Origin of the sequence: Tenacibaculum litopenaei (assembly GCF_964514025.1) — a bacterium.
In the GTDB taxonomy this organism is placed as follows: Bacteria; Bacteroidota; Bacteroidia; order Flavobacteriales; family Flavobacteriaceae; genus Polaribacter; species Polaribacter litopenaei.
This window is the reverse complement of record NZ_CAZEQT010000006.1, coordinates 930,007-953,893: the sequence shown is the minus strand read 5'-3', so window position 1 is coordinate 953,893 and position 23,887 is coordinate 930,007. Positions and strand designations below refer to the sequence as shown.

Sequence of the window (23,887 nt, the reverse complement as noted above, 5' to 3'; positions counted from 1 at the left end):
TGCTTGCTATTCCCTAATACATTTCAAATTCTTTCGATTTGAAGGCCTGCGAAAATAGGATTTTTTATGCCGAATGCACAAGGGATGTTAACAAATGAACTGTTCTTTTGATAACTTATTGAAGGGGAGTCGGGTACTCCTAAAAAAAAACACCTTGTGATTCACAAGGTGTTTTTTTTAGCTCGCTTGTTCAAAGAACTCACGGAGCTGTTCTGGATCGTCAAATACACCTGTTCCAAACATAATAATCACGGCAATGATGTAAATGAGGCTCAGTACGTTGAGGACTATTCCTATAATTGAAAGTATAAACCCCGTGTGAAGGCTGTTGTAGTTGGTATAGATACCAGGACTTTCATTGTACAGTTTTTTGTCTTTATTGTAGAGAATAATCCCGACAATACTCATAATTACTCCCGGGAGTCCATAACAACAGCAACTTAGGATAGAGAATATTCCTAGGATGAGCACTGCTGTGGCATTGGGGAGTTTTTTTTCTTCGAATTCGTGCATGAGATATGAATTTATTATTTAGTCATTTTTACAATGTAGGCAATCGCTACAAAGAGTCCATTGATTACAGCTAAAATGAGTAAGAGTCTAGCTGATTTCTTTTTCCGGATCCACAAATGAACCACAGCCGCCAATAAAAAGAGCAAGGTGGTATACACTGGTGGAAATGTGGTAAACGCCTTTTGAAATTCGCCTTTTGAAACGAGTACCGTAGCGCGTTGCATTCCACAACCAGGGCATTCAACGCCCAATAATTTTTTATTGAGGCAGGGGAGCATGTACTCTTCAGCTTTGCCTTGCATACGAACTATTTAAAGAGGTCCATTCCAGGGATGTTTGGCATGCCGCTTTTGGCTGCGATGGCAAGCTCCTGTTCATTGATGGCGCTAGCTCTTGAAAGCGCTTTGTTCAGTGTTAAAATGAGGTAGTCTTCTAACTCTTCTTTGTCTTCCAGTAAACTGTCGTCTATGCGGATGGCTTTGATTTCGCGATTCGCAGTTACGGTTACCTTTACAGCACCGTCTGCACCAGCTTCGTCAATAAGCACCGTATCTAGTCTCTTTTTAGTCTCTTCTACTTTTTCTTGGGCTTCTTTTAACTTACCCATCATTCCTGAGATATCTCCGAACATTTATTTTAATTTTAACGAATTTAAAGGTACAAAAGTAGTATTTTCACTGAAATCTTAACCATACTTTAAAAAAATGAAAAAAATAATGCTGCCTACTATGGCTTTTAGTCTTATTTTTGCAGCCTGCAAAAATGAGAGAATGAAAATAGATACCAAAGCCCCTGTTGCTGAAAAACAAGCAACTGTATTAGAGAAACACGGAGATAAAAGAATAGATAATTATTTTTGGATGCGCTTGTCGGACGAGCAAAAAAATGCCGAGAATAAAGACGAACAAACGCAAAAAGTATACGATTACCTGAATGCTGAAAATGCCTATTACGAGGAGCAAACAGCAGCGACCAAAGATTTCCAAAAAGATCTTTTTGAGGAAATGAAAGGACGAATCAAAGAAGATGATGAGTCGGTACCGTACTACAAAAATAATTACTATTACATTACTCGTTATGAGGTAGGAGGACAATACCCTATTTACAGTCGTAAAAAGGGAAGTTTAGAAGCTGCAGAAGAAGTAATGTTCGATGTGAACAAAGAGGCGGAAGGACATGAGTATTTTCAGTTAGGGGGTCTTAATGTGTCTAAGGATAATGCTTTGGTGGCATTTGCTGTAGACACGGTAAGTAGAAGACAATACACCATACAGGTAAAAAACCTAACGACAGGTGAGGTATACGCAGACAAGATAGAAAATACTACAGGAGGATCTGTTTGGGCCAACGATAATAAAACCTTGTTTTATGCCAAAAAGGACCCAGTAACCTTGAGAAGTTCTCAGATTTTTAAGCATGTTTTAGGAACGCCAGCTTCCGAAGATCAATTAGTTTTTGAGGAAAAAGACGATACTTTTGGCGTGTTTGTAACCAAAACTAAATCTCAAAAGTATATTGTTGTAGGTTCGTATTCAACGGTGTCTTCCGAGTATCAGGTATTACCAGCGGATAACCCGAATGCAGCGTTACATGTAATTCAGCCTAGAGAGCGAGATTTAGAGTACGATATTGCGCACTACGGAGATCATTTTTATATCAAGACAAATAAAGATGGAGCAGTCAATTTTAAGTTGATGAAAACTCCAGAAGACAAGACTACTAAAGAGAATTGGGTAGATGTAATTCCACATCGAGAAGATACCTTTTTTGAAGATTTTTCGATCTTTAAAGATTATTTAGTACTCGAAGAGCGTACGGAAGGTTTGAATAAAATCCGTATCAAGCGTTGGGATGGAAAAGCCGATTATTATTTGCCATTCGATGAGGAAACCTACTCAGCAGGAGTGTATTCAAATCCTGAATTCGATACAGACGTGATTCGTTATTCGTACAATTCGATGACAACACCGAGCTCTGTAATCGATTTTAATATGACGGATAAAACCAAAGAGGTTAAAAAAGAGCAGGAAGTTTTAGGAGGTAAATTTGACAAGGCAAATTACGTAAGTAAGCGTTTGTGGGTGCCTGCAAGAGACGGTAAAAAAATTGCACTTTCTATAGTACACCACAAAGATACCAAGTTGACCAAAGACACTCCAGTATTACAGTACGCCTATGGGTCGTATGGATATACCATATCTGACGGATTTTCAACGACGCGTTTGAGTTTGTTGGATCGAGGATTTGTTTATGCACTAGCACATATTCGAGGAAGCCAATACTTGGGAAGAGAATGGTATGAAGACGGAAAGATGTTGAACAAGAAAAATACTTTTACAGATTTTATAGATTGCTCTAAGTATTTAATTGATCAAGGCTATACTTCTCCAGCTCATTTGTATGCAATGGGAGGTTCAGCAGGAGGATTGTTGATGGGAGCAGTAATTAATATGAATCCAGAACTTTACAATGGAGTGATTGCAGCGGTACCATTTGTTGATGTGATTTCAACCATGCTCGACGATAGCATTCCCTTGACTACAGGAGAATACGATGAATGGGGGAATCCTAACGATAAGGAATATTACGAATATATTAAATCGTATTCGCCATATGATCAAATTGAGAAAAAAGCGTATCCTAATATGTTGGTGACAACAGGGTTGCACGACAGTCAAGTGCAGTATTGGGAGCCTGCAAAATGGGTAGCTAAATTAAGAGAATACAAAACGGATGACAATATGTTGTTTTTGCATACAAATATGGATGCAGGACATGGTGGGGCTTCAGGTCGCTTTGAAGCACTGAAAGAAACAGCAGAAGAATACGCGTTCTTTTTGATGTTAGAAGGTCAGTTAGAAAAATAGTTATATTTTTGCCCACGAAATTAAGTAGGGCGTCATTACGAGTATAAGTTTGATAAAGCGCACTACTCGTAATGACGCCTTTTATATTTATTAAGAATGAGACATCCCGGTATTACCCAATCCGTATTAGAACTTGTAGGAGAAACCCCTTTAGTACAACTTCATAAAATTACAGAAAACTTACCCGGTACCTACTACGCAAAAGTAGAAGCTTTTAATCCAGGGCATTCGGCCAAAGACCGTATTGCACTGCATATTATTGAAACTGCGGAGAAGAAAGGTATTGTAAAGAAAGGGGATATTATTGTTGAGACAACATCGGGAAATACAGGTTTTTCATTGGCTATGATAAGTATAGTAAAAGGGTATCGATGTATTTTGGCTGTGAGTGATAAGTCGTCACAAGATAAAATTGATATGCTAAGAGCTATGGGAGCAGAGGTTCACGTATGCCCTGCTAATGTAAGAGCTGATGATCCGAGATCGTATTATGAAGTGGCGAAGCGTTTACACCGTGAAAATCCAGGGTCTATTTATATCAATCAGTATTTTAATGAACTCAATATAGAAGCGCATTACAAAAGTACTGGACCTGAAATTTGGGAGCAAACCGGAGGTCGTGTGACCCATGTAGTAGCTGCTAGTGGAACCGGGGGGACGATTTCGGGAACAGCGAGATTTTTAAAAGAAAAAAATCCAGCAATAAAAATATTAGGTATCGATGCCATGGGGTCGGTGATTAAGAAGTATCACGAGACTGGTGAGTTTGATGCCGATGAAATTAGTCCTTATAAAATAGAAGGCTTGGGGAAAAACTTAATTCCTACTTCAACGGATTTTGACGTGGTTGACGTCTATGAAAAAGTTGCGGATAAAGAGTCAGCATTAATGGCGAGAGCATTGGTAAAGTCAGAAGGTATTTTCGCAGGCTATACTTCTGGAGCCGCTATTCAGGGAACTTTACAATACGCTGCTAAAGGTTACTTTGATGAAAACAGTGTTGTTGTGGTCATCTTTCCAGACCACGGATCGCGATATATGAATAAGATTTATTCTGATAATTGGATGAAAGAACAAGGTTTTTTGTAGGAAATGACGCAAGATTCCTTTGTAAACATAGCCTCTATTCCTGAAGTATATATTGCAGAAGGCGCTGATGTACCGGAATTGATGGTGTACGATTTGCACATGCAGTCTGCAATTGTAAAAGATAAGGTACAGCTCAGTAGGCATATGTTTAGTTTTTTGCAAAGAGGAACCAAACAGGTACACCTGTCTACTAAATCTTTTCAGGTCGATGCAAGTCAATCGCTTATGCTTAAACAAGGACACTGCTTATGGTCAGAAACCTTAGATGCTGAGGCTACCTACTATTGCAAGCTTTTGTTTTTTTCAGATGTTGCACTGCGACGCGTATTACAAGAATACGGTGGCGTCTCTGCTACTATTAGTGCGAGGAGTTCGTTTATCATTGAAAATGATGCCTATATCGACGCCTTTGTCGTTTCTTTAGGGCAGGTCCCAGCGTTAAAGCGCTTTCAAGAAAGGTTTCTGTCGCTTAAGTTTGAAGAATTACTATTGTATTTATTAGAGAAGTACGGTACTCCTTTTGAAGCGTATTTAGCAGGTTTGCTGAGCAGCGTTCAAAATCAAGATGTAGCGGCTGTGGTACAAGCCAATACGTACAGTTCGCTTTCCGTAGAGGAGTTGGCCTTTTTGTCTAACAGAAGTTTATCGACGTTCAAAAGGCAGTTTAAGCAACTCTACAAAGAGTCACCGGGAAAGTGGTTGCGAAATAAACGATTGGATCACGCAAAATTTTTACTGCATTCCGGACAAGAACCCCTAGCAGAGGTCTATTGGAAGTTTGGGTATACCAGCTTATCAAATTTCAGCAGTGCATTTAAAACTAAATTTGGGGTGAGCCCGTCCAAAATAGCTCGATCTTAAGAGGGTGACCCGTATTCATAAGTATCTGCCCTAAATAGCTAAAAAATTACGAGACAACTCCTGTAATTTTGTACCAGAAATAAAAAGATATACTTATGAATATTACATTAGAACAAGCGGAAAAAATGCTCGTTGCAGCACGTGAAAAATCTACGGAATTAGGAGTGAAAATGAACATAGCTATTGTCGACGCAGGAGCTAATTTAGTTGCTTTTGCTAAGATGGATGACGCTTGGTTAGGGTCGATTGATATTGCACAAAAAAAGGCGAAAACTGCACGTTACTTCGATATGCCTACAGGAGCTATTGGAGAACTATCACAACCAGGAGGAGCCTTGTTTAATATCGAACATTCGAACGGAGGATTGATTACTTTCCCAGGAGGTTTACCTATTAAAGATAACGACGGAACTGTTATCGGGGCCATCGGAGTTAGCGGTAGCACCGTTGAAAACGATCATGCTGTAGCTGAATTTGCGCTAACGGCAATTTAATTATAAAAAAAAGCTGCATTCGCAGCTTTTTTTATTGATTCACCAAATCGGATTGATTTCTAAATACCAGTTGCTCGTCAAAAGCATCGAGTAAGATTATGCTATCGGTGGTGACTTTCCCAGATAGGATTTCTTTTGATAACTGATTGAGGACTTCTTTTTGAATAACTCGTTTTACAGGACGTGCGCCAAATTCCGGTTGATACCCTTTGTGGGCGAGGTATCGAATGGCTTCGTCTGTAGCGTCGATGGTTATTTGCTGTGCTGCTACCATTTTTTTGACCTGCTCCAACTGAAGCGCAACAATTTTTTCGATGTTCGCTTGTGTGAGCGGGGTAAAGGTAATAATGTCGTCAATTCTGTTTAAAAATTCAGGACGAACCTGTTGTTTTAATAAACTCAATATTTCAGACTTTGCGAGTTCCATTGCCGTGTCAATCTCTCCTTTCATCGTATCGAATTTTTCTTGGATGATATGGCTCCCCATATTGGAAGTCATGATGATAATGGTGTTTTTAAAATCCGCGACACGACCTTTGTTATCGGTAAGCCTCCCTTCATCGAGTACTTGTAATAGGGTATTAAAAGTATCTGGATGGGCCTTCTCAATCTCATCTAGTAAAACTACCGAATACGGTTTTCTTCTTACAGCTTCTGTAAGCTGTCCACCCTCGTCATAACCTACATATCCCGGAGGAGCTCCCACGAGTCGACTCACGGAATGACGCTCTTGGTATTCGCTCATGTCAATACGCGTCATGGCGTTTTCATCATCAAATAAATAGGATGCTAAGGCCTTCGCGAGCTCTGTTTTACCAACACCGGTAGTTCCTAAGAATAAAAAGGAACCTATAGGTTTATTCGGGTTTTGAAGCCCGGCTCTCGAGCGACGAACAGCATCGGAAACAGCTTCAATGGCTTCTTCCTGACCAACGACGCGTTTGTGTAGTTCGTTTTCTAAAGCCAGTAGTTTTTCGCGTTCTGATTGCAGCATTTTCGTCACGGGGATTCCGGTCCATTTCGCTACTACCTCCGCAATATCATCGTAATTGACTTCTTCCTTGATGAGTGCGTTTTCACTTTGTTCTGCTAACAGCGCTTGTTGAGTTTCCAAGGCCTCTTGAGCAGCTTTAATTTTACCGTATCTCAATTCAGCAACGGTTCCGTAATCGCCATTGCGCTCTGCCTTTTCGGCTTCAATTTTAAATTGTTCTATCTCGGTTTTTAATTGCTGTACTTTGTCAACAACACTTTTTTCAGATTGCCATTTTGCATTGATCTCGTTCCTGTCTTCCTTTAAATTGGCTAAGTCAGCATTGAGGCTTTTGAGTTTCTGGTCGTCATTTTCGCGTTTTATCGCTTCAATTTCAATTTCTAACTGCATGATTTTGCGGTCAAGCACGTCCAGTTCTTCGGGTTTCGAGTTTATTTCCATACGGAGTTTTGACGCGGCTTCATCCATGAGGTCGATGGCTTTATCCGGTAAAAATCTGTTGGTGATATAGCGTTGTGATAAGGCTACGGCACCTATGATGGCTTCGTCTTTTATGCGCACCTTGTGGTGTGTTTCGTATTTGTCTTTGATACCTCGAAGTATAGAAATAGCACTTTCCGTATCAGGCTCATCGACCAATACCTTCTGAAAACGACGTTCTAAGGCTTTGTCTTTCTCAAAGTACTTTTGATACTCATCTAAGGTGGTCGCTCCAATGGCACGGAGTTCACCACGGGCAAGGGCAGGTTTCAATATATTCGCGGCATCCATGGCTCCTTGTCCTCCTCCAGCACCGACGAGTGTGTGAATTTCATCGATGAATAATACGATATCTCCATTGGCTCCAGTAACTTCTTTCACAACAGATTTTAGGCGTTCTTCAAATTCTCCCTTAAACTTTGCACCGGCTATTAGTGCTCCCATGTCTAAAGAGAAAATTTGCTTGTCTTTCAAGTTTTCCGGAACGTCACCTCGAATGATTCGATGGGCCAAGCCTTCTGCAATAGCTGTTTTTCCAGTTCCCGGTTCTCCTACTAAAATGGGGTTGTTTTTAGTTCTTCTCGACAGTATTTGCAAGAGTCTTCGAATCTCTTCATCACGTCCGATGACAGGATCTAGTTTTCCGTCCTGCGCAAGCTGATTGAGGTTCTTCGCGTATTTATTAAGCGAGTTGTAGGTGTCTTCTGCACTTTGTGAAGTAACGCGATCTCCTTTGCGCAGTTCTTCAATAGCGGCTTTTAATGATTTTTCAGCCAATCCTTGATCTTTAAGTACTTGAGCTATTTGGCTTTTCGACTTAAAGATAGCTAAAATCAGGTGTTCGATGGAAACGTATTCATCGTTCATTTTTTTTGCGATCAAGGAAGCTTCGTTTAGCGTTTTTCCGGCTTCTCTCGATAACATAATATCGGCACCGCTTACTTTAGGTATGCTTTCGAGTTGCTTGTCTAGGATGTTTTGAAGTAAGTCGAGATTGATTTGGTGTTTCTTTAAAAGAAAGGGCAACACATTTTCATCAACTAAAAAGAGTGCTTTAAATATATGTTCGTTCTCAATTTGGCTGTGACCCAAACCTTGTGCAAGCTGTTGGGCTTGCTGTAAGGTTTCTTGAGATTTTATGGTAAAGTTATTAAAATTCATAATCGTTGTTTTTTTGCTTATAAACTGTCAAATTCAATACCATTTCAAATAGCATTGTTTTTAGTGTCAAAATGACGCTTTTAGCGGTGTTTTTACTGTCTTTTTGTCTGTTTTGTGTGTTTTTTAATGACTTTTTTGCAAATTTGGTTTCGAATTTCAGTTGTTCAACGCGAATGAGCAGTTCGAGTAGGAGGGATGCTTTACTAGCTTCCAAATGAAAGGTAAGCGTATATTTAACGACTGAGCATTAAATTTTAAACATGGGACTACTTAATAAGTTATTTGGAAAATCGACAGAAAGCAAGGGAGAAGAGGTACAGAGTTATATAAATTGGATTCCTTTGACTAATTTAGAGCAGTTAAAACAAATTCAGCAGCAGTCAAAAAAAGAGCCTATTGCCATCTTTAAGCATTCCACGCGTTGTGGTATTAGTAGTATGGTTATCCAGCGCTTTGTAAAGAGTTTTGACGAAGACTTAAAGGACTTCAAAGTGTATTATCTCGATTTGCTGAGCTATCGCAATATTTCTGATGAAGTCGGGTACACCTTTCAAGTTTTGCATCAATCACCACAGTTGTTGGTTATTAAAAACGGTACCGTTGTGGCGCATGCCTCTCATTACGAAATTGCTAACATCCATTTAAAAAACTTTTAAAAAAGAACGCAAAAAACAAGGAATTTCCTTTAATTCGTCGTATTTTTGCACACTTCAAAATAGCACAAAATTGAGTAAAGAAACGACGACGACCCAACAAAAAAAAGGTAAAAATTTATATGATTACCAAAAGGAAGCGTTACACAAAATTTTTAAGAGTTTTGAAAATGCCCCTAATAATTATCACTTGTTATACCAGTTGCCAACTGGTGGAGGAAAGACTGTAATTTTCTCGGAAATAACAAGGCAGTACCTCAAGCATTATCAGAAAAAAGTTTTGATAATGACACACCGTATTGAGCTGTGTAAGCAAACGGCGAAGATGCTGAGTGAGTTTGGTGTAGAGAATAAAATTGTAGACAGTAAGGCTTCGTTAGATGATCAAGGAGATTTTGATTGTTTTGTAGCCATGGTAGAAACCTTAAATAATCGATTAAACGACGATATGTTGGATATTTCTGACGTAGGTTTAGTGATTATTGATGAGGCCCACTACAACTCGTTTACAAAGCTCTTCAAATTCTTTAGCAATTCGTTTATTTTGGGGGTAACTGCAACGCCATTGAGTTCGAACATCAAGTTACCTATGAAGAACAACTACGATGAGCTAATCGTAGGAGAGAGTATTGCGGCCTTGATAGAAAACGAATACTTGGCAAAAGCGAGAGTATTTTCATACAATGTAGGATTAACGTCCTTAGAAGTAGGTGCCAACGGTGATTATACCGTGAAGTCATCGGAAGATCTGTATACGAATTCTGACATGCTTTCTAAGTTATTGCAGGCGTATGAAGAGCGTGCTAAGGGAACGAAAACGTTGATTTTTAACAATGGTATTAATACTTCGTTACACGTTTTTGATACGTTTAAGAGAGCGGGATATCCGATTGCGCACTTAGACAATACCAATACTAAAAAAGAGCGTGACCTCATTCTTAAATGGTTCCACGAAACTCCAAATGCCATCATTACTTCAGTAAGTATTTTGACTACCGGTTTTGATGAGCCTTCTGTGAGTTCTATTATTCTGAACAGAGCTACTAAATCGTTAACCTTATACTATCAGATGATCGGACGTGGATCGCGTATCTTACCAGGAAAGTCTGATTTTAACGTGATCGACTTAGGGAATAATTTCCATCGTTTCGGACCTTGGGGTGCCGATTTGGATTGGCAAAAAATGTTTAGAGCGCCTAATTTCTATTTGGATAATTTATTGACCGATGAAGAAATTGAAAGCGAGTTTAAATACGAGTTACCTGCTGAGATTAAAAAGGAATTTGCCAATTCAGAAGATTTGTACTTCGATGTAAAAAAAGTGTATGTACAAACCATTCAGGCTGGGCAATCTTCTAAAAAGGTACTTGAGAAATCTATTGAGCACCATGCAAAGTTGTGTGTAGAAAACAGTGAAGATGTTTTCGATGCCTTGATTTTAGCAAAGAAACTCGGAGGAGATATCGATGACCGTATTTACAGGTATTCAAAGTGTATTTGTAAGAGCACACACAATTTTATCGATTGGTTACAAGATGACTATCGCAAGAAATTAAATACGTATTTACGTTCGAATTTTGATGAGGTGTACGAACAAATTCACGGACATCCACCACCAGAGGAAGAGTAAAAAATATAGACAACTAAAAAAAGCTGCACAGTATCTACTGTGCAGCTTTTTTTAGTTGTTGACTCGCTCGAAGTTTTCTTAGTCTTCGATAGCAGGTAATATTTTTCCTGTACACTCACCAAATCCAATGCGAACCTTGTCATTTTGAGCGTAACCGCGCATAATAACAGTATCGTTATCATTGATGAATTTACGTGTACTTCCATCTTTCATAGTAAGTGGATTTTGACCTCTCCAAGTAAGTTCTAACATTGAACCAAAACTGTCTTTAGTAGGTCCAGAGATAGTACCACTTCCCATCATGTCTCCAGAGTTTACAGGACATCCGTTTACGGTGTGGTGGGTTAATTGTTGTACCATAGTCCAGTACATGTACTTAAAGTTAGAATTACAAACCACTGTTTCTTCAACACCTTCTGGCTGAATAGCCATTTGCAAGTTGATATCGTAACTGTCTTTATTTCCTTCTTTGCGTAAGTACGGTAAAGGTTCGTGTACTTGTTTTGGATTGTCTACTCTAAATGGCTCAAGAGCGTCTAAGGTAACGATCCAAGGAGATATTGTAGAGGCGAAATTCTTTCCTAAAAACGGTCCTAATGGCACGTACTCCCAAGCTTGAATATCACGGGCAGACCAGTCGTTAAATAATACTAATCCAAAGATGTAGTCTTCAGCTTCTTCGATAGGAATGCGGTCTCCTAAATCGTTGGCTACCGTTGTGATAAATGCCATCTCTAATTCGAAGTCCAAAAGTTTAGAAGGCCCAAAACCAGGAGTAGTGCTCCCTTCTGCAGGTCTTGATTGTCCAATAGGACGACGGATAGGGGTTCCTGAAGGAACGATTGAAGAGCTTCTACCGTGGTATCCGATAGGGATGTGAAGCCAGTTCGGTAACAAGGCATTTTCAGGGTCTCTAAATAAAGATCCTACATTGGTAGCGTGCTCCTTGCTCGCGTAAAAATCGGTGTAATCACCTACGCTAACAGGTAATTGCATTTCAATTTCGTCCATGCGGAAAATGATCTTGTCTTTATGGCTTGCATTGTCGCGTAATTTTCCGTTTTTAACGTCAAAAATATCGGCGATTCTATTGCGAACCAAACGCCAAGTTTTACGTCCGTCAGCGATGAAATCATTTAAAGTATCTTGTAAAAATATATCGTCTGTTAAAGGGATTCCCTCAAAGTACCCTAATTGGTGTAACGCCCCCAAGTCAATGGCATAATCTCCGATTCGCGTTCCAATGGTAATGATGTCATCCTTGGTTAAGAACACACCAAAAGGAATGTTTTGAATAGGGAAATCAGAGTTTTCCGAGACGGTTAACCAGGATTTTCTATTTGGATTATTGGCAGTTATTTCCATGTAATTGTATTGTTTTATTTTTTATCAAACCTACATATTTTTTTCAAGTTAGACTAGTCCCTAATTTAAAAAAAAGAAAAATAATCTCAGATTTGATTAATATAGTATTAATAGGTGTTGCGTCGATGAAAATACTGGAATTAAGCAACAAAAATCCTGATAAAATCATTACATTTGGCAACAATTTTTAACAAAACACAACAATGCAAAAAGATCACCAGATATTTGACCTGATAGCTGAGGAAAAAAAGAGACAGCTAAACGGTTTAGAGTTGATTGCTTCTGAGAACTTTGTAAGTGAACAAGTAATGGAAGCACAAGGGTCTGTATTAACGAACAAATACGCTGAAGGATATCCTGGAAAAAGGTATTACGGAGGCTGTGAAGTAGTTGATATTGTAGAGCAAATAGCTATCGATAGAGCGAAGGAATTATTTGGAGCGGCGTACGTAAATGTGCAGCCTCACTCTGGAAGTCAGGCGAATACGGCGGTTTTTGCTGCTTGTTTAAAGCCAGGTGATACGATTTTAGGGTTTGACCTTTCTCATGGAGGACATTTAACCCATGGATCACCAGTTAATTTTTCAGGGAAATTGTACAATCCTGTATTTTACGGCGTGAAAAAAGAGACGGGATTAATCGATTACGATCATCTCGAAGCTCAGGCGAAAGAACACCAACCTAAGTTGATCATTGCTGGAGCTTCTGCGTATTCTCGTGATATTGATTTCGCTCGATTTAGAGAAATTGCAGATAGCGTTGGAGCTATTTTGATGGCCGATATTTCGCACCCAGCGGGATTGATAGCTAAGGGAATTTTATCAGATCCGTTACCTCATTGTCATATTGTTACAACTACAACCCACAAAACTTTGAGAGGTCCAAGAGGAGGAATGATTATGATGGGACAAGATTTCGACAATCCATTCGGTTTAACTTTAAAGAGCGGTAAGCCTAAGAAGATGTCGACTTTGTTAAACTCTGCGGTGTTCCCTGGAAATCAAGGAGGACCTTTAGAGCACGTAATCGCAGCCAAAGCTGTTGCGTTTGGAGAGGCTTTGACCGATGAGTTTTTAGAGTACCAAATTCAAGTTCGTGAAAATGCACGTGCGATGGCAGCTGCATTTGTAGCCAAAGGATATCACATCATTTCAAATGGTACGGACAATCACATGATGTTGATCGATTTGAGAAATAAAGGAATTACTGGAAAGGATGCTGAATTAGCCTTAGGTAAAGCTGAAATTACGGTAAATAAAAACATGGTTCCGTTTGATACGCAATCACCATTTATCACATCAGGAATTCGCGTAGGGACTGCTGCAGTTACTACGAGAGGACTTGTTGAAGAGGATATGCAAAGTATCGTTGATTTGATTGACGAGGCCATTAACAATGCTGATAATGACGAAGCTTTAGAAGCCGTAGGAGAGAAAGTATACGATTTAATGCATCACAGAAGACTTTTTGTAATGTAAGAAGTATACCGTAAAATATAGTTAAAAAAGGTTTGAACACGTCTGTGTTCAAACCTTTTTTTATGCTAGGGCATATTTAGGGTAAAGTTACTTCCAAGATTTTGAAAACGCTTTATTTTTAAAGAGCTCACCGAGACCACTGAACTGACTTAGGCGCAGTACTTCATCAGCATCCATACCGAGTGCACTCATGATTTTTTCCGTAGTCCAACCGTTGGCATACAAGGTTTGAACAGCATAACTCATTTCGGTTATTTGATGTTTACCGCGGGCTCTATTGTGTCGAATACTAGCTACGATTTGTTCACTTAAATCGATATCTAATTGAACGACGGGGACACATTTCTGTAATCGTTCCAAAAGTGTTTTATTCTTCTTAATCAATTGAAATCGGTGGTAGCCATCGATGAGTTGAAAGTAACCATCTGTATTTTTAGTGACCACTAAGGGAGCTGTCAATCCGTGTTGTAGCATGGACTGTAGTAAGAGTTTTTTTTCTACCGAAGCCATTTTGTTGGGGTTGTAATTGTTGGCCTTTATTTGCTGATAGGGAACCCATAAGACAGCAGCAATGGGTTCTGTATTCAGCGGTGTACAGAAATTTTTAATTTGCGCCTCCAAGCGGCAGCGCTCGAGGTTGGATATAGAGGTTAGTTCGTGAACCGTTTTGAGTAGCTGGATAACTTTATTTTGATTCAGGTTTTTTGTAGAGTTTTTCATAGGTTGTTTTCGTTTGGTTAAAACCGAGACTGGTGCACCACCAATCATTTTTAATAAGACATTTACAGATGCGTCTCCAGGATGGAATTTTTCCGGTGTTTTCTAACTGTAGATTAGCTTGATCTGGAATCAATTGGATTGGAAACCCTCGAGTACTCCACCATTGCAAGAATATGGTAATTTTTTGGTGGTAGTGTTTTTTTGAGATCTCAGGCATCGAATGCAGTAGTATACTACAGTATTTTTTCCATGTAGTATTTGGAGGAAGCTGCACTTTTCTGCGGCCCAATAAGGCCGTTTTACTGTACATGGCGCCAAAATTTGCTCCTGCAACTCTGAGCAGTAGCTTATTCCATGTTTCAGGTTCTATTAATTGATAAAATTTTAGGCCTAAACGCTGACTGTCACCGTAGGGCTGACACACACGCATGAGGTGTAAGGAAAGTCCACAGCGATACAGTGCATCGTACAAAGCGTTGTAAGGAATGTCAAACTTTCCGGTATATTTCCATATGTCTTCTGTAGTCCAATCGTAAATGGGGTAGGAGAAAATTAAGTAATCACTACTTCGACTGAGCCAGTTTTTTCCTTTCCATCCGGGGCGTTTTACGGAGATGAATCGGTGAAGGCTTTCATTGGCTCGAATCCCTAATAAGCAAGAACAGGATTTCTTGCCGGCGAACCACTGTCCCCATTTGTAAACAAAATCTTCGAACTCCATACCAAATTTGAAAAAAGGATAGTGATCTACCGAGCTAATCACCGCTTTATGTTTTGGCATTGGTCGGACCCAGTTATTTTTCTCCTCAGGATCCCAGCATCGCCAGTGCGGTTGGAAAACACTGACTGAATTGCGCAAGTTTAAGGGCAGGCAAACCCAATGTAATCGTATAGCCGGATCGTTGAGGGCAACCGCTTCAATGTGCTGAATAGTACATTGGTACTGAGCTTCCAAGTCAATAAAGAGTACATCTAAGGGAACTCTGCCTAGTTTTTTAGCAATTCTGATGGCTATATCAAGCATGACAGTACTGTCTTTTCCACCGCTGAAAGCGAGGTAAACCTTGGGGAACTTTTTGAAAACTTCGTGAATTCGAAGTTTTGCTTGTTGGTAGACGTTTGAATTAGAGTATTCTTTTGGCATGAAAAACTGCTGTTTGAGTGAGGGGGCACTAAGTGTAATTTCGGCTACTAATGACCCCGTATTACTTATAAAAGTATAGGAAAAGAACAGCTACAAAGTGGTGGATGTAATAAATGGGAAGTTTTGTGATATTTGCATAAAAAAAGCCCGATAGATATCGGGCTTGGTAGCTGTGGTATTTTTAGCTTATTCTTCTTCGTTTGCACGTTGAATGATCTTTTCAGGCAGTGCCTTTTTTGCTTTGGCTCCCATCTTCTTTAGTTTTTCAACACTGGTAATGAGGTTACCACGACCTTCAACGAGTTTGTTCATGGCCGCACTGTAGTCTGTTTTAGTGGCATCTATTTTTTTACCGATATTGATCAGGTCTTTTAAGAGTCCTTCAAATTTGTCGTAAAGAGCACCTGCTTGACGCGCAATTTCAAGAGCATTTCGCTGTTGTTTTTCGTTGTTCCACATCGTATCGATGGTTCGCAAAGTAGCGAGCAAGGTAGTTGGAGTAACGATAACGATATTTCGCTCAAAAGCTTTGTTGTAGAGTGTGTTGTCTTGGTTTAAGGCAACGGCAAAAGCCGGTTCAATAGGAACGAATAACAGGACAAAATCGGGTGAGGTGATTTTGTAAATGTCTTCGTATTTCTTTTCAGAAAGTTGCTCGACGTGACGCTTTAAGGAATTCAGATGTTCTTTTACAAAGCGTTCTTTATCTTGATCGTTATCGCTGTTTACGTATTGTTCATAGGCCGTTAGTGAAACTTTTGAATCCACGACCATTTTTTTATTATCAGGAAGGTGGATTACGACGTCGGGAAGAATTCGCTTGCCTTCGTCATTGGTGAACGATTGCTGAACAAAATATTCGCGATCTTTTTCCAGTCCAGATTTTTCAAGTACGCGTTCTAATACCAATTCTCCCCAGTTTCCTTGGGTTTTGCTATCTCCTTTTAACGCTTTCGTGAGGTTTAGCGTCTCTTTACTCATTTGAGCATTCAGTTCTTTTAAGCCTAGCAATTGCTCTTTGAGGGCAGAGTGCATTGAAATACTCTCTTTTTGACTGTCTTCGACCTTTTTTTCAAAGGTCTGAATTTTATCCTGTAGCGGATTCAGTATGTTTTTAAGGTTTTCTTTGTTTTGTTCTGTAAACTTGGTCGATTTTTCATCGAGTATCTTATTTGCCAAATTCTCGAATTCCTTACTAAACTTTTCTTGAAGTTGGTTTACCTCTTCTTTATTCTCATTGAGCTTTATTTGTAAATTTTTGAGCTCTTCCGTTTTTTGAGCTAGAGTAATAGCTCCAAACTCTTTTTCTCTCCTCAAAGCTTGATTTTCTTTGTTAAAGGCTTCGAGGCGTTGGCTAAACTCCTTTTTCTGTTCTTGGAAGCTGCGCTCTTTTTCTTGATTGATCAATAACTCTTTATCGAGTTGCGCTTGTAAATTTCGCAGTTGATTGTCAAGATCATCAGTCGCTTTTTTTAAGGATAGTTTTCCAGAGAGTTGCCCTATAATATATCCTAATACAAGAGCAGTAATCGCAGTGATAAGTACGATAATTGTGGTGTTCATTAAAAATAGTTAATTTAGTAGTTACGCAAATATAGGGCAAGTTATGCTAAAAATATTTGTTATTATTACTGAAAACCGTATCATTGAAGTTTATTTGTAAGAAATGATTTCTAAGTTTATTTATACCAAAATTTTAGGGTGGAAGCTCGTTGGAGAATTTCCAAAGGATTTAAAGAAGTATGTTGTAATTGGTGCCCCTCACACCAGTTGGAAGGATTTTCCTATTGCGATTTTGGGTCGTAATACTTGGGGTGTGAAGATCAATTTTATCGGGAAGAAGGCCTTGTTTAAACCGCCATTCGGTTTTATTTTTCGTTGGTTAGGTGGTTCTCCTGTCGATCGAACCAAAAGTTCGAATAAAGTAGATGCCATCGTCGATGTGTTTAATAAAAATGAGGAATTTCGTCTGGCATTATCGCCCGAAGGAACACGTCAAAAAGTAGATAAGTGGAAAACAGGATTTTACTATATCGCCAAAGGAGCAGGTGTTCCTATAATCATGTTTACCTTGGATTTTGGTCGCAAACAAATGGCTGTATCAGAGCCGTTTTACCCGACCGATGATATGGAGGCTGATTTTAAAGTATTTCACGATTTTTACAAGGATGTAAAAGGCGCCAAGCCCGAATTGTTTTAGTAGCAGCGGAGATCACTTTCCGGATCTATAGCACACGAGTCGGTTGTAACTACAGTCGCATATACAAGTTTGCTAATACCTTTTTGTTCTCTATTTTAATGCCGTTACCAGTAGGTGAGAGGCAACTTTTTGTGCTTGCTACTCAGGTAGCAACTTGGGTGTGTCAACTAGTTAAAAGTGTTTGTAGTTAGTTTGATGGAGCTCGTGGAGGGTACTTGAAGGTGGTAAGCTATGAGGGTATTGGAATAGTATCGGGTACTATTTAGAAGTAGTAGGGAGGCTATTGCTGTTTTACGAGGAAAATACAAGCAAAGAAAAACCTCAGAGAAGGGGAATCAAAGCTCTGAGGTTGTGTATATATTTCAGAAAATATATAATGAAAACAATTAAATTCTAAAATCTGTAGTTCACCGAAAGGTTAAACATAGATCCCAATTGACTAAAGTGGTACCCATCATAGGTCATTTGTGAATAACGTTGGTTAAACGTAATCAAGTTTGACTGGGTTTTTACCTGAGCAGGATCGTTTAAGATGGCTTGTCCAGCAGCATTTTCTGCTTTAAAGCTCCATTCTGGTAATACGTTTAGTATGTTATTGGCATTGAACGAAACTGTCCAATTTTTATCTACGTTGTAGTTAACTCCTAAATCTGTTACGATTTTTGGAGTGAATTCGGTTCTTAGGTTGCTGTCTAACCCTTGTTGCTTAAAGGTAGTTTTACCAAAATAGGTGTTGTTTAATGAGAAACCGAATTTACCGATATCATAAGTTGCACCTAAAATCCATTTTGTTCTTGGTCGAGAGGTAAAAAACAACGCTTCTTGAGTTGCGTTCACTACAGATTGACCAGCATCAGCAACGATTTTTGGGTTTTTAACCGCACCGTCACGTTCATTGGTAATGGTGTAGTTACCAGATAAGTTTAGCCCAACTTTTCCTGGCCCAATTTCCCAGTTTTTATAGCTAAATACAAAATCTAAACCAGCTGTTTTGGTATCAATTGCATTTACAAAGAAACTTAAATCACTTAAGTTGTTGGCATTTAAAATTTGATCTAGAGCCGTTCCGCCTCCAGAGGTTCTTCCAATTTCGGTACTCAACACAATACGATCGTCTACAGCAATGTGGTAGTAATCAATTGTAAAAGAGAAGTTTTTAAAGGGCTTACCACCAATACCTACCGTAAAGTTTGTCGATTCTTCGGCCTTTAACTTAGGGATTCCGAGTAAACGTGCCTGTGGAGATACGTTGTTTACAAAACCACCGCGTTGGATTCCTGAACCAGGAACAAAGCTAAACTGCGTTTTTTGGGTGTATATTTGATGTAACGTAGGGGCTCTGAATCCTGTTGATACAGATCCTCTTAAGGTATATTTATCATCTGCAAATTTGTAACGCGAACTCGCTTTCCAAACAAAAGTACTACCAAAATCAGAATAGTTTTCAGCACGTACCGTTCCGTTGATTAGGAAATCTTTGTTGATATCCCAGGCTACGTCAAAGTATCCACCGAGGTTGTAACGATTAAATTTACCTGAATTTTCTGGTCGGTTACCAGCAAATGAGTCTGCACCGTTTCCTTCGTAAGAAGCTAGGGCTCCTTCAATAATTTCAAAATTTTCTGTTCTAAACTCACTACCAAAAGCAATAGATACGTGGTCTGAAAGTACTTTAGAGATATCGATGTTTCCTACAATATGACTAAATGATGTTCCTCCTGGGTCAAAGCTAATAGGGCTGTTTTCACGGTATTTGTTCCCCTGACTCGACAACTCACCTGGATCTACGACTCCGTTGTTGTTGGCATCAGTCCAAGTAGCTGTCGTGGGGATGCTTGAGGGATTATGTGAATTGTTTACCGAGTAGGTTTGCATGTTACCACCAAAAGTGGCACTTACATCTACATTCCATCCGTTTAATTTAGATTTAAAGCCTAACGTGGCATTGTAATCGTTGAGGTCACCTTCAAAAGTTGGAACATACCCGTCGTAGCCTCCTGGGTTACTAGGATGGCTTCCTGGGAATAAGTTCGCTAAATAAGGATAGTCTTGAATATCTCTCCAATACGGAGTACGATAGTTGGCAAAACTGTTTACCTTTTTGTAAACGTAGGCAGCGTTAAAATACAGTTCACTTTCTTTTTTGAAATCTAAAGCACCGTTAACTAAGAATTTAGCAGCGGTTGTTTCTGGCGATCCATTGATGTTTCCGGCATCTGGACGTCGGCTTAGAAAAGATCTGATGTCGGCTAAAGTTTCTCCTGGACGAGTTCCACCAAAGTCAGCAAATTCTCCTTCTGCATCAACAGTACCTGGTCTGTTTGCTAAAGCCGTCTTAGAAAAGTCAACTGTGTAGTTGATAAATCCTTTGTCATCACCAATTTGTGTACCGTTATTGACACTTACTCCTAACATTTCTCCATCACCTTCACCCGTGATTCCCGAGCGAAAAGTAGCAGATCCGTTCTTGTAGTCGTCCTTTAAAATGATATTCATTACCCCGGCAATGGCGTCAGATCCGTATTGAGCAGAGGCTCCATCACGTAGAATTTGAATGGTTTTAATAGCGTCTGTTGGGATTCCTGATATGTCAGCTCCTGTTTCACCGCGACCTGGAGAGGTTTGCGTGTAGAGCAGCGCACTTAGGTTTTTTCTCTTTCCGTTAATGAGAATTAAGGTTCTACTAGGTCCCATATTTCTGATTTCATAAGGGTCTAATAAGGAAGTAGCATCATTAACAGGTGTGTTTACCGTGTTGAACGATGGAATTTTATATTGCAGAGCCTTGTCAAAAGTAGTCTGACCAGTGGCCTGTAACTCTTTCACTCCTACAATATCAACTGGTAAGGGGCTAGAGGTATTACTTCTGGCAGGAGTTCTCGATCCAGTAACGACAACTTCGTCTAGCTGAAGTCCTTCTTTTAAGGTGATGTTAAAGATCTTTTTGCCATCGACAGCAATTTCTTGAGTCTCAAAACCAGAAAAGCTAATCACTAGGATAGCGCCTTCTTTAACGGTTAAGCTAAATTTACCATCAAAGTCTGAGTTGGTTCCGTTTTGTGTCCCTTTTTCCAAGATGTTTGCTCCTGGGAGTACTTCGTTATTCGCATCTTTTACAGTTCCGGTAATCTTCATTTGAGACCAACCAAAACTACAAAAGCACAAGGCTAGAAGTAGGGTGAAAATTTGTTTCATAAATAAAGTTTTAGTTAATAATTTTGGAAGAAAATTGTTTGATTTGTATTATATTAACAATTGCCTTACGTTTTTATTAAGGTTTAAAACTTTTTTTTATACCCTGTTTTTTTTAAAAAAGTTAAAAGTTTATTAAAAATTTACTGTAGTAAAACGATCCGTTACTCCCCATTTGTACAGCATCCCAACGTCCACCACTGTCTGTGTTTTCGCCTTGTTCCGTGGGGTAGGTGTTGAATAAATTTGTGGTTCCTAATTGCAATTGATAACGGTCAGAAAATTTTAGAGTTCCGTGCAGATCCAACGTGAATTTAGGCTTGTAAGCGTCCAGTGAAGCACGGTAACGCATCAATGGAGAGAAGTTAAAATTGTCTAAGGGTTTGTTGATTTGCCAATCGATGAGTTTTACACTACTGTAATTGGTAATATTTGCACTGATGGTATATTTTGGAGTATCCCAAGTACCATTTAAAATTAATTTGTAATTGGGGGCAGAGGCTTTTAAGAAATAACGTTCTCTGATACCAAAAAAGGTTTCAGAGTCTAGTCCTTTGGTATTAATTTGGGTAATCTCCATCTTGTTTAAGTTTCCTAAAAAGCTCATGTTAAGTGTGTTTTTGTCGAAACTTTTATGCCAATTGAGTCGAAAATCCAATCCGTAACTAGCCGTATTTACCCCGTTGGCAAAAAATTGTACGTTTTGCACATTAGGTGTGATCGCCGTAGCGTCAAAATTACCACTGAGTATAATTCTGTCTTTGATGAATATATAGTATGAATCCAGTGAAAGTTGAAGCGTGTTGTCAAATTTATGTTGTATACCAAGACTGTAATTGACAGCCTTTTCTTCCTTCAATCGCTTTATGCCAAAAAATTGGGTGAGGGGATTGTTATTAGCGATGAGTACTGACTCTACAGGTTTGTTGTCTATGTAGTTTGTGAATTGTAAGTTGTAGTAAATTTGTGCTAAGGATGGCGCCCTGAATCCGGTACTAAAAGAAGCTCGTAATGTGGTACAAGGGTTAATTTTTAGTCTGGTCGCGAGTTTAGTATTCACCGTACTACCAAAATCACTATAGTGCTCAAAACGCAATGCGGTGGCGAGCAACCAGTTAGAGGTAAAGTCAAATTCACTATCGATGTAAAGTCCAAAACTAGTTCGGCTTCTGGCTACTTCATTGTTTGGGGAGTACCCTGGAAAGCCTTGCGAACCTCCAGGTCTAATGATACCGTTATGCGTAGGTATCAAAGAGCTTGGCGTTTGATTGGTTATTGGATTTCCATTGGTGTCATAACTCAAATACGAAGCCGGTTCTCCTGCAAAAATTTCGTAATGCTCAATTCTGTTTTCAATACCTAAAGCGAGGTTAAAGCCGTTGAACAACGATGAAAAGTTTCGATTGAGATCGATATTCGTTGTGTTTTGACTTAAGCTATGACCCCCGGCGTCAAATTCTTTAGGAGAGTTTTGAAGCAGTGTAGCATTGAGCGTTTCTTTGATATAATAATGAAAGTAGTTCTTACCATAAGTATTGCTGAAGTCTACATTCCAAGATTTATAACTTCCTTTTAACCCAGCGGTTAGTGATTGATCTGTAATATTAGAGGTAATCAGAGGGTTAAAACCATTTGGGTATATAGCTTCTACATTTCGTTCACTTGATGCGCGTCTTGTAAAAGCATAAGCTTGCGTGTTTTTAAAGTGATATCCAGCATTGGCATAGAATTTCATCTGTTCCGAAACTTTAGCTTCTGCATTGACAAAGACGTTACTGTTCATCATGCGGGCATCTCCGTAGTTGTTCCTGACAGAGGTTCCTTGTCGAAAGGTATGGTCTCTAGAAGTAAATTCAGCCGATACGCTTACAAAGCCATCTGTACTCAATGGCGTTCCGTAGTGCATCCCGGTTTTATAGGTCAATCCATCTACTCCTTGTCGTTGGGGATTTGAGTTGTTTCCGGCGTTGTTAAATCCAAAAAATGTTTCAATCTGATTGTCTGCAGCACGGTCTTTTAGGACGACATTGATAACACCTGCAATCGCATCGGAACCGTATTGAGCCGAAGCTCCGTCTTTGAGAACTTCTATGCGTTTGATAGCCATGGCTGGTATGGCGTTTAAATCGGTTCCGGAATTACCTCTACCTCGTGTTCCGTACAAGTTAATCAACGAGGCTTGATGTCTGCGTTTTCCGTTAATCAGTACAAGAGTTTGGTCGGGGCCAAGACCGCGATAGGTGGCCGGAACTATATGGTCAGCACCGTCCGATCCTGATTGTTTGGTCGCGTTAAACGAAGGGATTTCGTTTTGAAGAAATTGGTTGATGTTGATAAACTCACTCTTGGCTTTTACCGTTGCAATATCGATGACGTCCGTTGCTACCGGAGAGTCTACTGTACGTCGTTTATTATTTCTCGACCCCACAATTAGTACTTCGTTTAGTTGAATTCCAGAGGTCATCATGACTTGGACAAAACGATCATTAGGAGCTATGGTAACTGGCTCAAAACCGATGTGCGTAAACTGAATGGGATTGTTTTTTTGTAAATGCAATACAAAACTACCATCGGGTAAGCTAATGGTTCCGTTTTGCGTGTTTTTTTCAATGATATTTACCTTTCTGATGGGCTGGTAAAATTCGTCCAATACAATTCCGCGCATCTTTATAGGATTGTGAGGAGTATGGTCGATGCCGCGATTGATTTTTTTTGTTAGGATGCCTGTGGTAATCCCTACTTTTTTAGGGGTGTAAATAACGTAATAGTTGTTTCCGAGGTAATCAACGGAAAATGGGGTAACTTTTTTGAGTAAGTCGACCGATTTGTTTAAGTCGAGTTTTCGGAAAGGGCGGATATCAATTTGGACACCTTTTACGCTAAGTGGATTGTAGGTAAAATACACTCGGTGCTTTTCACTGATAATATCGAGTGCGTCTATGAGTTTTACCAACTGCTGTTGTTGAGCATACGACTGGAATAAGCAGCAAGTGCAGGTAATGAAAACGAGAAGAATACGTAGACCTACGAACTGCTTTATCATTAA

18 protein-coding genes are annotated in these 23,887 nt (G+C 39.4%); 8 read left to right on the top strand and 10 right to left on the bottom strand.

What is annotated here, in order from left to right; all coding sequences use genetic code 11:
- Positions 1-177 precede the first annotated feature (177 nt).
- From ACKTS5_RS12990 to ACKTS5_RS12980, 3 genes are read right to left on the bottom strand one after another with little or no spacing between them, the layout of a single operon-like run.
- Entirely contained in the window at positions 178-513 is a 336-nt protein-coding gene (locus ACKTS5_RS12990; protein WP_408044309.1) for a CCC motif membrane protein, read from the bottom strand.
- 14 nt (positions 514-527) lie between these two features.
- Positions 528-815, bottom strand: a complete 288-nt coding sequence (locus ACKTS5_RS12985; RefSeq protein WP_408044308.1) for a DUF2752 domain-containing protein — start codon at positions 813-815, stop codon at positions 528-530.
- A gap of 5 nt (positions 816-820) precedes the next feature.
- Entirely contained in the window at positions 821-1,144 is a 324-nt protein-coding gene (locus ACKTS5_RS12980) for a YbaB/EbfC family nucleoid-associated protein (protein ID WP_408044307.1), read from the bottom strand.
- Positions 1,145-1,283: 139 nt separating this feature from the next.
- Here ACKTS5_RS12980 and ACKTS5_RS12975 point away from each other — a divergent pair, with 139 nt between their 5' ends.
- From ACKTS5_RS12975 to ACKTS5_RS12960, 4 genes are all read left to right on the top strand, one after another.
- The gene (locus ACKTS5_RS12975; protein ID WP_408044306.1) at positions 1,284-3,380 is read left to right on the top strand and encodes a S9 family peptidase; all 2,097 of its coding nucleotides are present in this window, start codon (positions 1,284-1,286) and stop codon (positions 3,378-3,380) included.
- A gap of 96 nt (positions 3,381-3,476) precedes the next feature.
- Positions 3,477-4,469 (top strand): PLP-dependent cysteine synthase family protein, encoded by a 993-nt coding sequence (locus ACKTS5_RS12970; RefSeq protein WP_408044305.1) that lies wholly within the window; start codon positions 3,477-3,479, stop codon positions 4,467-4,469.
- Positions 4,470-4,472: 3 nt separating this feature from the next.
- Entirely contained in the window at positions 4,473-5,330 is an 858-nt protein-coding gene (locus ACKTS5_RS12965) for a helix-turn-helix domain-containing protein (protein WP_408044304.1), read from the top strand.
- A gap of 95 nt (positions 5,331-5,425) precedes the next feature.
- Positions 5,426-5,824 carry a GlcG/HbpS family heme-binding protein gene (locus ACKTS5_RS12960; protein ID WP_408044303.1) on the top strand — a complete coding sequence of 133 codons (399 nt, stop codon included), beginning with the start codon at positions 5,426-5,428 and terminating at the stop codon, positions 5,822-5,824.
- Positions 5,825-5,855: 31 nt separating this feature from the next.
- Here the strand turns inward: ACKTS5_RS12960 and clpB are convergent, their stop codons facing one another.
- A complete protein-coding gene (gene clpB, locus ACKTS5_RS12955; RefSeq protein WP_408044302.1) occupies positions 5,856-8,459 on the bottom strand; it encodes an ATP-dependent chaperone ClpB in 2,604 nt (867 codons plus the stop codon).
- Positions 8,460-8,719: 260 nt separating this feature from the next.
- Between clpB and ytxJ the strand changes: the two genes are divergently transcribed.
- On the top strand, positions 8,720-9,115 hold the full coding sequence (gene ytxJ / locus ACKTS5_RS12950) for a bacillithiol system redox-active protein YtxJ (protein WP_408044301.1): 396 nt from the start codon (positions 8,720-8,722) through the stop codon (positions 9,113-9,115).
- Between the two features lie 70 nt (positions 9,116-9,185).
- Positions 9,186-10,742: a DEAD/DEAH box helicase gene (locus ACKTS5_RS12945; RefSeq protein WP_408044300.1), complete on the top strand. Its 1,557-nt coding sequence runs from the start codon at positions 9,186-9,188 to the stop codon at positions 10,740-10,742.
- 78 nt (positions 10,743-10,820) lie between these two features.
- Here ACKTS5_RS12945 and fahA read toward each other — a convergent pair whose 3' ends face one another.
- Entirely contained in the window at positions 10,821-12,107 is a 1,287-nt protein-coding gene (fahA, locus tag ACKTS5_RS12940) for a fumarylacetoacetase (RefSeq protein WP_408044299.1), read from the bottom strand.
- Between the two features lie 203 nt (positions 12,108-12,310).
- Between fahA and glyA the strand changes: the two genes are divergently transcribed.
- The gene (gene glyA, locus ACKTS5_RS12935; RefSeq protein ID WP_408044298.1) at positions 12,311-13,585 is read left to right on the top strand and encodes a serine hydroxymethyltransferase; all 1,275 of its coding nucleotides are present in this window, start codon (positions 12,311-12,313) and stop codon (positions 13,583-13,585) included.
- An 87-nt stretch (positions 13,586-13,672) separates the two neighbouring features.
- On the opposite strand, the gene ACKTS5_RS12930 is transcribed toward glyA, so the two are convergent.
- From ACKTS5_RS12930 to rmuC, 3 genes are all read right to left on the bottom strand, one after another.
- The gene (locus tag ACKTS5_RS12930) at positions 13,673-14,305 is read right to left on the bottom strand and encodes a ParB N-terminal domain-containing protein (RefSeq protein WP_408044297.1); all 633 of its coding nucleotides are present in this window, start codon (positions 14,303-14,305) and stop codon (positions 13,673-13,675) included.
- Positions 14,271-15,449, bottom strand: a complete 1,179-nt coding sequence (locus ACKTS5_RS12925) for a DUF3440 domain-containing protein (protein WP_408044296.1) — start codon at positions 15,447-15,449, stop codon at positions 14,271-14,273. The genes ACKTS5_RS12930 and ACKTS5_RS12925 overlap by 35 nt, the downstream gene beginning before the upstream one ends.
- 186 nt (positions 15,450-15,635) lie before the next feature.
- Positions 15,636-17,012: a DNA recombination protein RmuC gene (gene rmuC / locus ACKTS5_RS12920; protein WP_408044295.1), complete on the bottom strand. Its 1,377-nt coding sequence runs from the start codon at positions 17,010-17,012 to the stop codon at positions 15,636-15,638.
- Between the two features lie 103 nt (positions 17,013-17,115).
- Between rmuC and ACKTS5_RS12915 the strand changes: the two genes are divergently transcribed.
- The gene (locus ACKTS5_RS12915; RefSeq protein ID WP_408044294.1) at positions 17,116-17,649 is read left to right on the top strand and encodes a 1-acyl-sn-glycerol-3-phosphate acyltransferase; all 534 of its coding nucleotides are present in this window, start codon (positions 17,116-17,118) and stop codon (positions 17,647-17,649) included.
- Between the two features lie 393 nt (positions 17,650-18,042).
- Here ACKTS5_RS12915 and ACKTS5_RS12910 read toward each other — a convergent pair whose 3' ends face one another.
- Together ACKTS5_RS12910 and ACKTS5_RS12905 are read right to left on the bottom strand one after the other, a co-directional pair.
- On the bottom strand, positions 18,043-20,844 hold the full coding sequence (locus ACKTS5_RS12910; protein ID WP_408044293.1) for a TonB-dependent receptor: 2,802 nt from the start codon (positions 20,842-20,844) through the stop codon (positions 18,043-18,045).
- A 121-nt stretch (positions 20,845-20,965) separates the two neighbouring features.
- Positions 20,966-23,884 carry a TonB-dependent receptor gene (locus tag ACKTS5_RS12905; RefSeq protein WP_408044292.1) on the bottom strand — a complete coding sequence of 973 codons (2,919 nt, stop codon included), beginning with the start codon at positions 23,882-23,884 and terminating at the stop codon, positions 20,966-20,968.
- Between the last annotated feature and the right edge of the window lie 3 nt (positions 23,885-23,887).

Bases quoted from the DNA above. Each gene is read 5' to 3' on its own strand.
- ACKTS5_RS12990 (WP_408044309.1), bottom strand. From the start codon at position 513: ATGCACGAATTCGAAGAAAAAAAACTCCCCAATGCCACAGCAGTGCTC.
- ACKTS5_RS12985 (WP_408044308.1), bottom strand. From the start codon at position 815: ATGCAAGGCAAAGCTGAAGAGTACATGCTCCCCTGCCTCAATAAAAAA.
- ACKTS5_RS12980 (WP_408044307.1), bottom strand. From the start codon at position 1,144: ATGTTCGGAGATATCTCAGGAATGATGGGTAAGTTAAAAGAAGCCCAA.
- ACKTS5_RS12975 (WP_408044306.1), top strand. From the start codon at position 1,284: ATGAAAATAGATACCAAAGCCCCTGTTGCTGAAAAACAAGCAACTGTA.
- ACKTS5_RS12970 (WP_408044305.1), top strand. From the start codon at position 3,477: ATGAGACATCCCGGTATTACCCAATCCGTATTAGAACTTGTAGGAGAA.
- ACKTS5_RS12965 (WP_408044304.1), top strand. From the start codon at position 4,473: ATGACGCAAGATTCCTTTGTAAACATAGCCTCTATTCCTGAAGTATAT.
- ACKTS5_RS12960 (WP_408044303.1), top strand. From the start codon at position 5,426: ATGAATATTACATTAGAACAAGCGGAAAAAATGCTCGTTGCAGCACGT.
- clpB (WP_408044302.1), bottom strand. From the start codon at position 8,459: ATGAATTTTAATAACTTTACCATAAAATCTCAAGAAACCTTACAGCAA.
- ytxJ (WP_408044301.1), top strand. From the start codon at position 8,720: ATGGGACTACTTAATAAGTTATTTGGAAAATCGACAGAAAGCAAGGGA.
- fahA (WP_408044299.1), bottom strand. From the start codon at position 12,107: ATGGAAATAACTGCCAATAATCCAAATAGAAAATCCTGGTTAACCGTC.
- glyA (WP_408044298.1), top strand. From the start codon at position 12,311: ATGCAAAAAGATCACCAGATATTTGACCTGATAGCTGAGGAAAAAAAG.
- ACKTS5_RS12930 (WP_408044297.1), bottom strand. From the start codon at position 14,305: ATGAAAAACTCTACAAAAAACCTGAATCAAAATAAAGTTATCCAGCTA.
- ACKTS5_RS12925 (WP_408044296.1), bottom strand. From the start codon at position 15,449: ATGCCAAAAGAATACTCTAATTCAAACGTCTACCAACAAGCAAAACTT.
- rmuC (WP_408044295.1), bottom strand. From the start codon at position 17,012: ATGAACACCACAATTATCGTACTTATCACTGCGATTACTGCTCTTGTA.
- ACKTS5_RS12915 (WP_408044294.1), top strand. From the start codon at position 17,116: ATGATTTCTAAGTTTATTTATACCAAAATTTTAGGGTGGAAGCTCGTT.
- ACKTS5_RS12910 (WP_408044293.1), bottom strand. From the start codon at position 20,844: ATGAAACAAATTTTCACCCTACTTCTAGCCTTGTGCTTTTGTAGTTTT.
- ACKTS5_RS12905 (WP_408044292.1), bottom strand. From the start codon at position 23,884: ATGATAAAGCAGTTCGTAGGTCTACGTATTCTTCTCGTTTTCATTACC.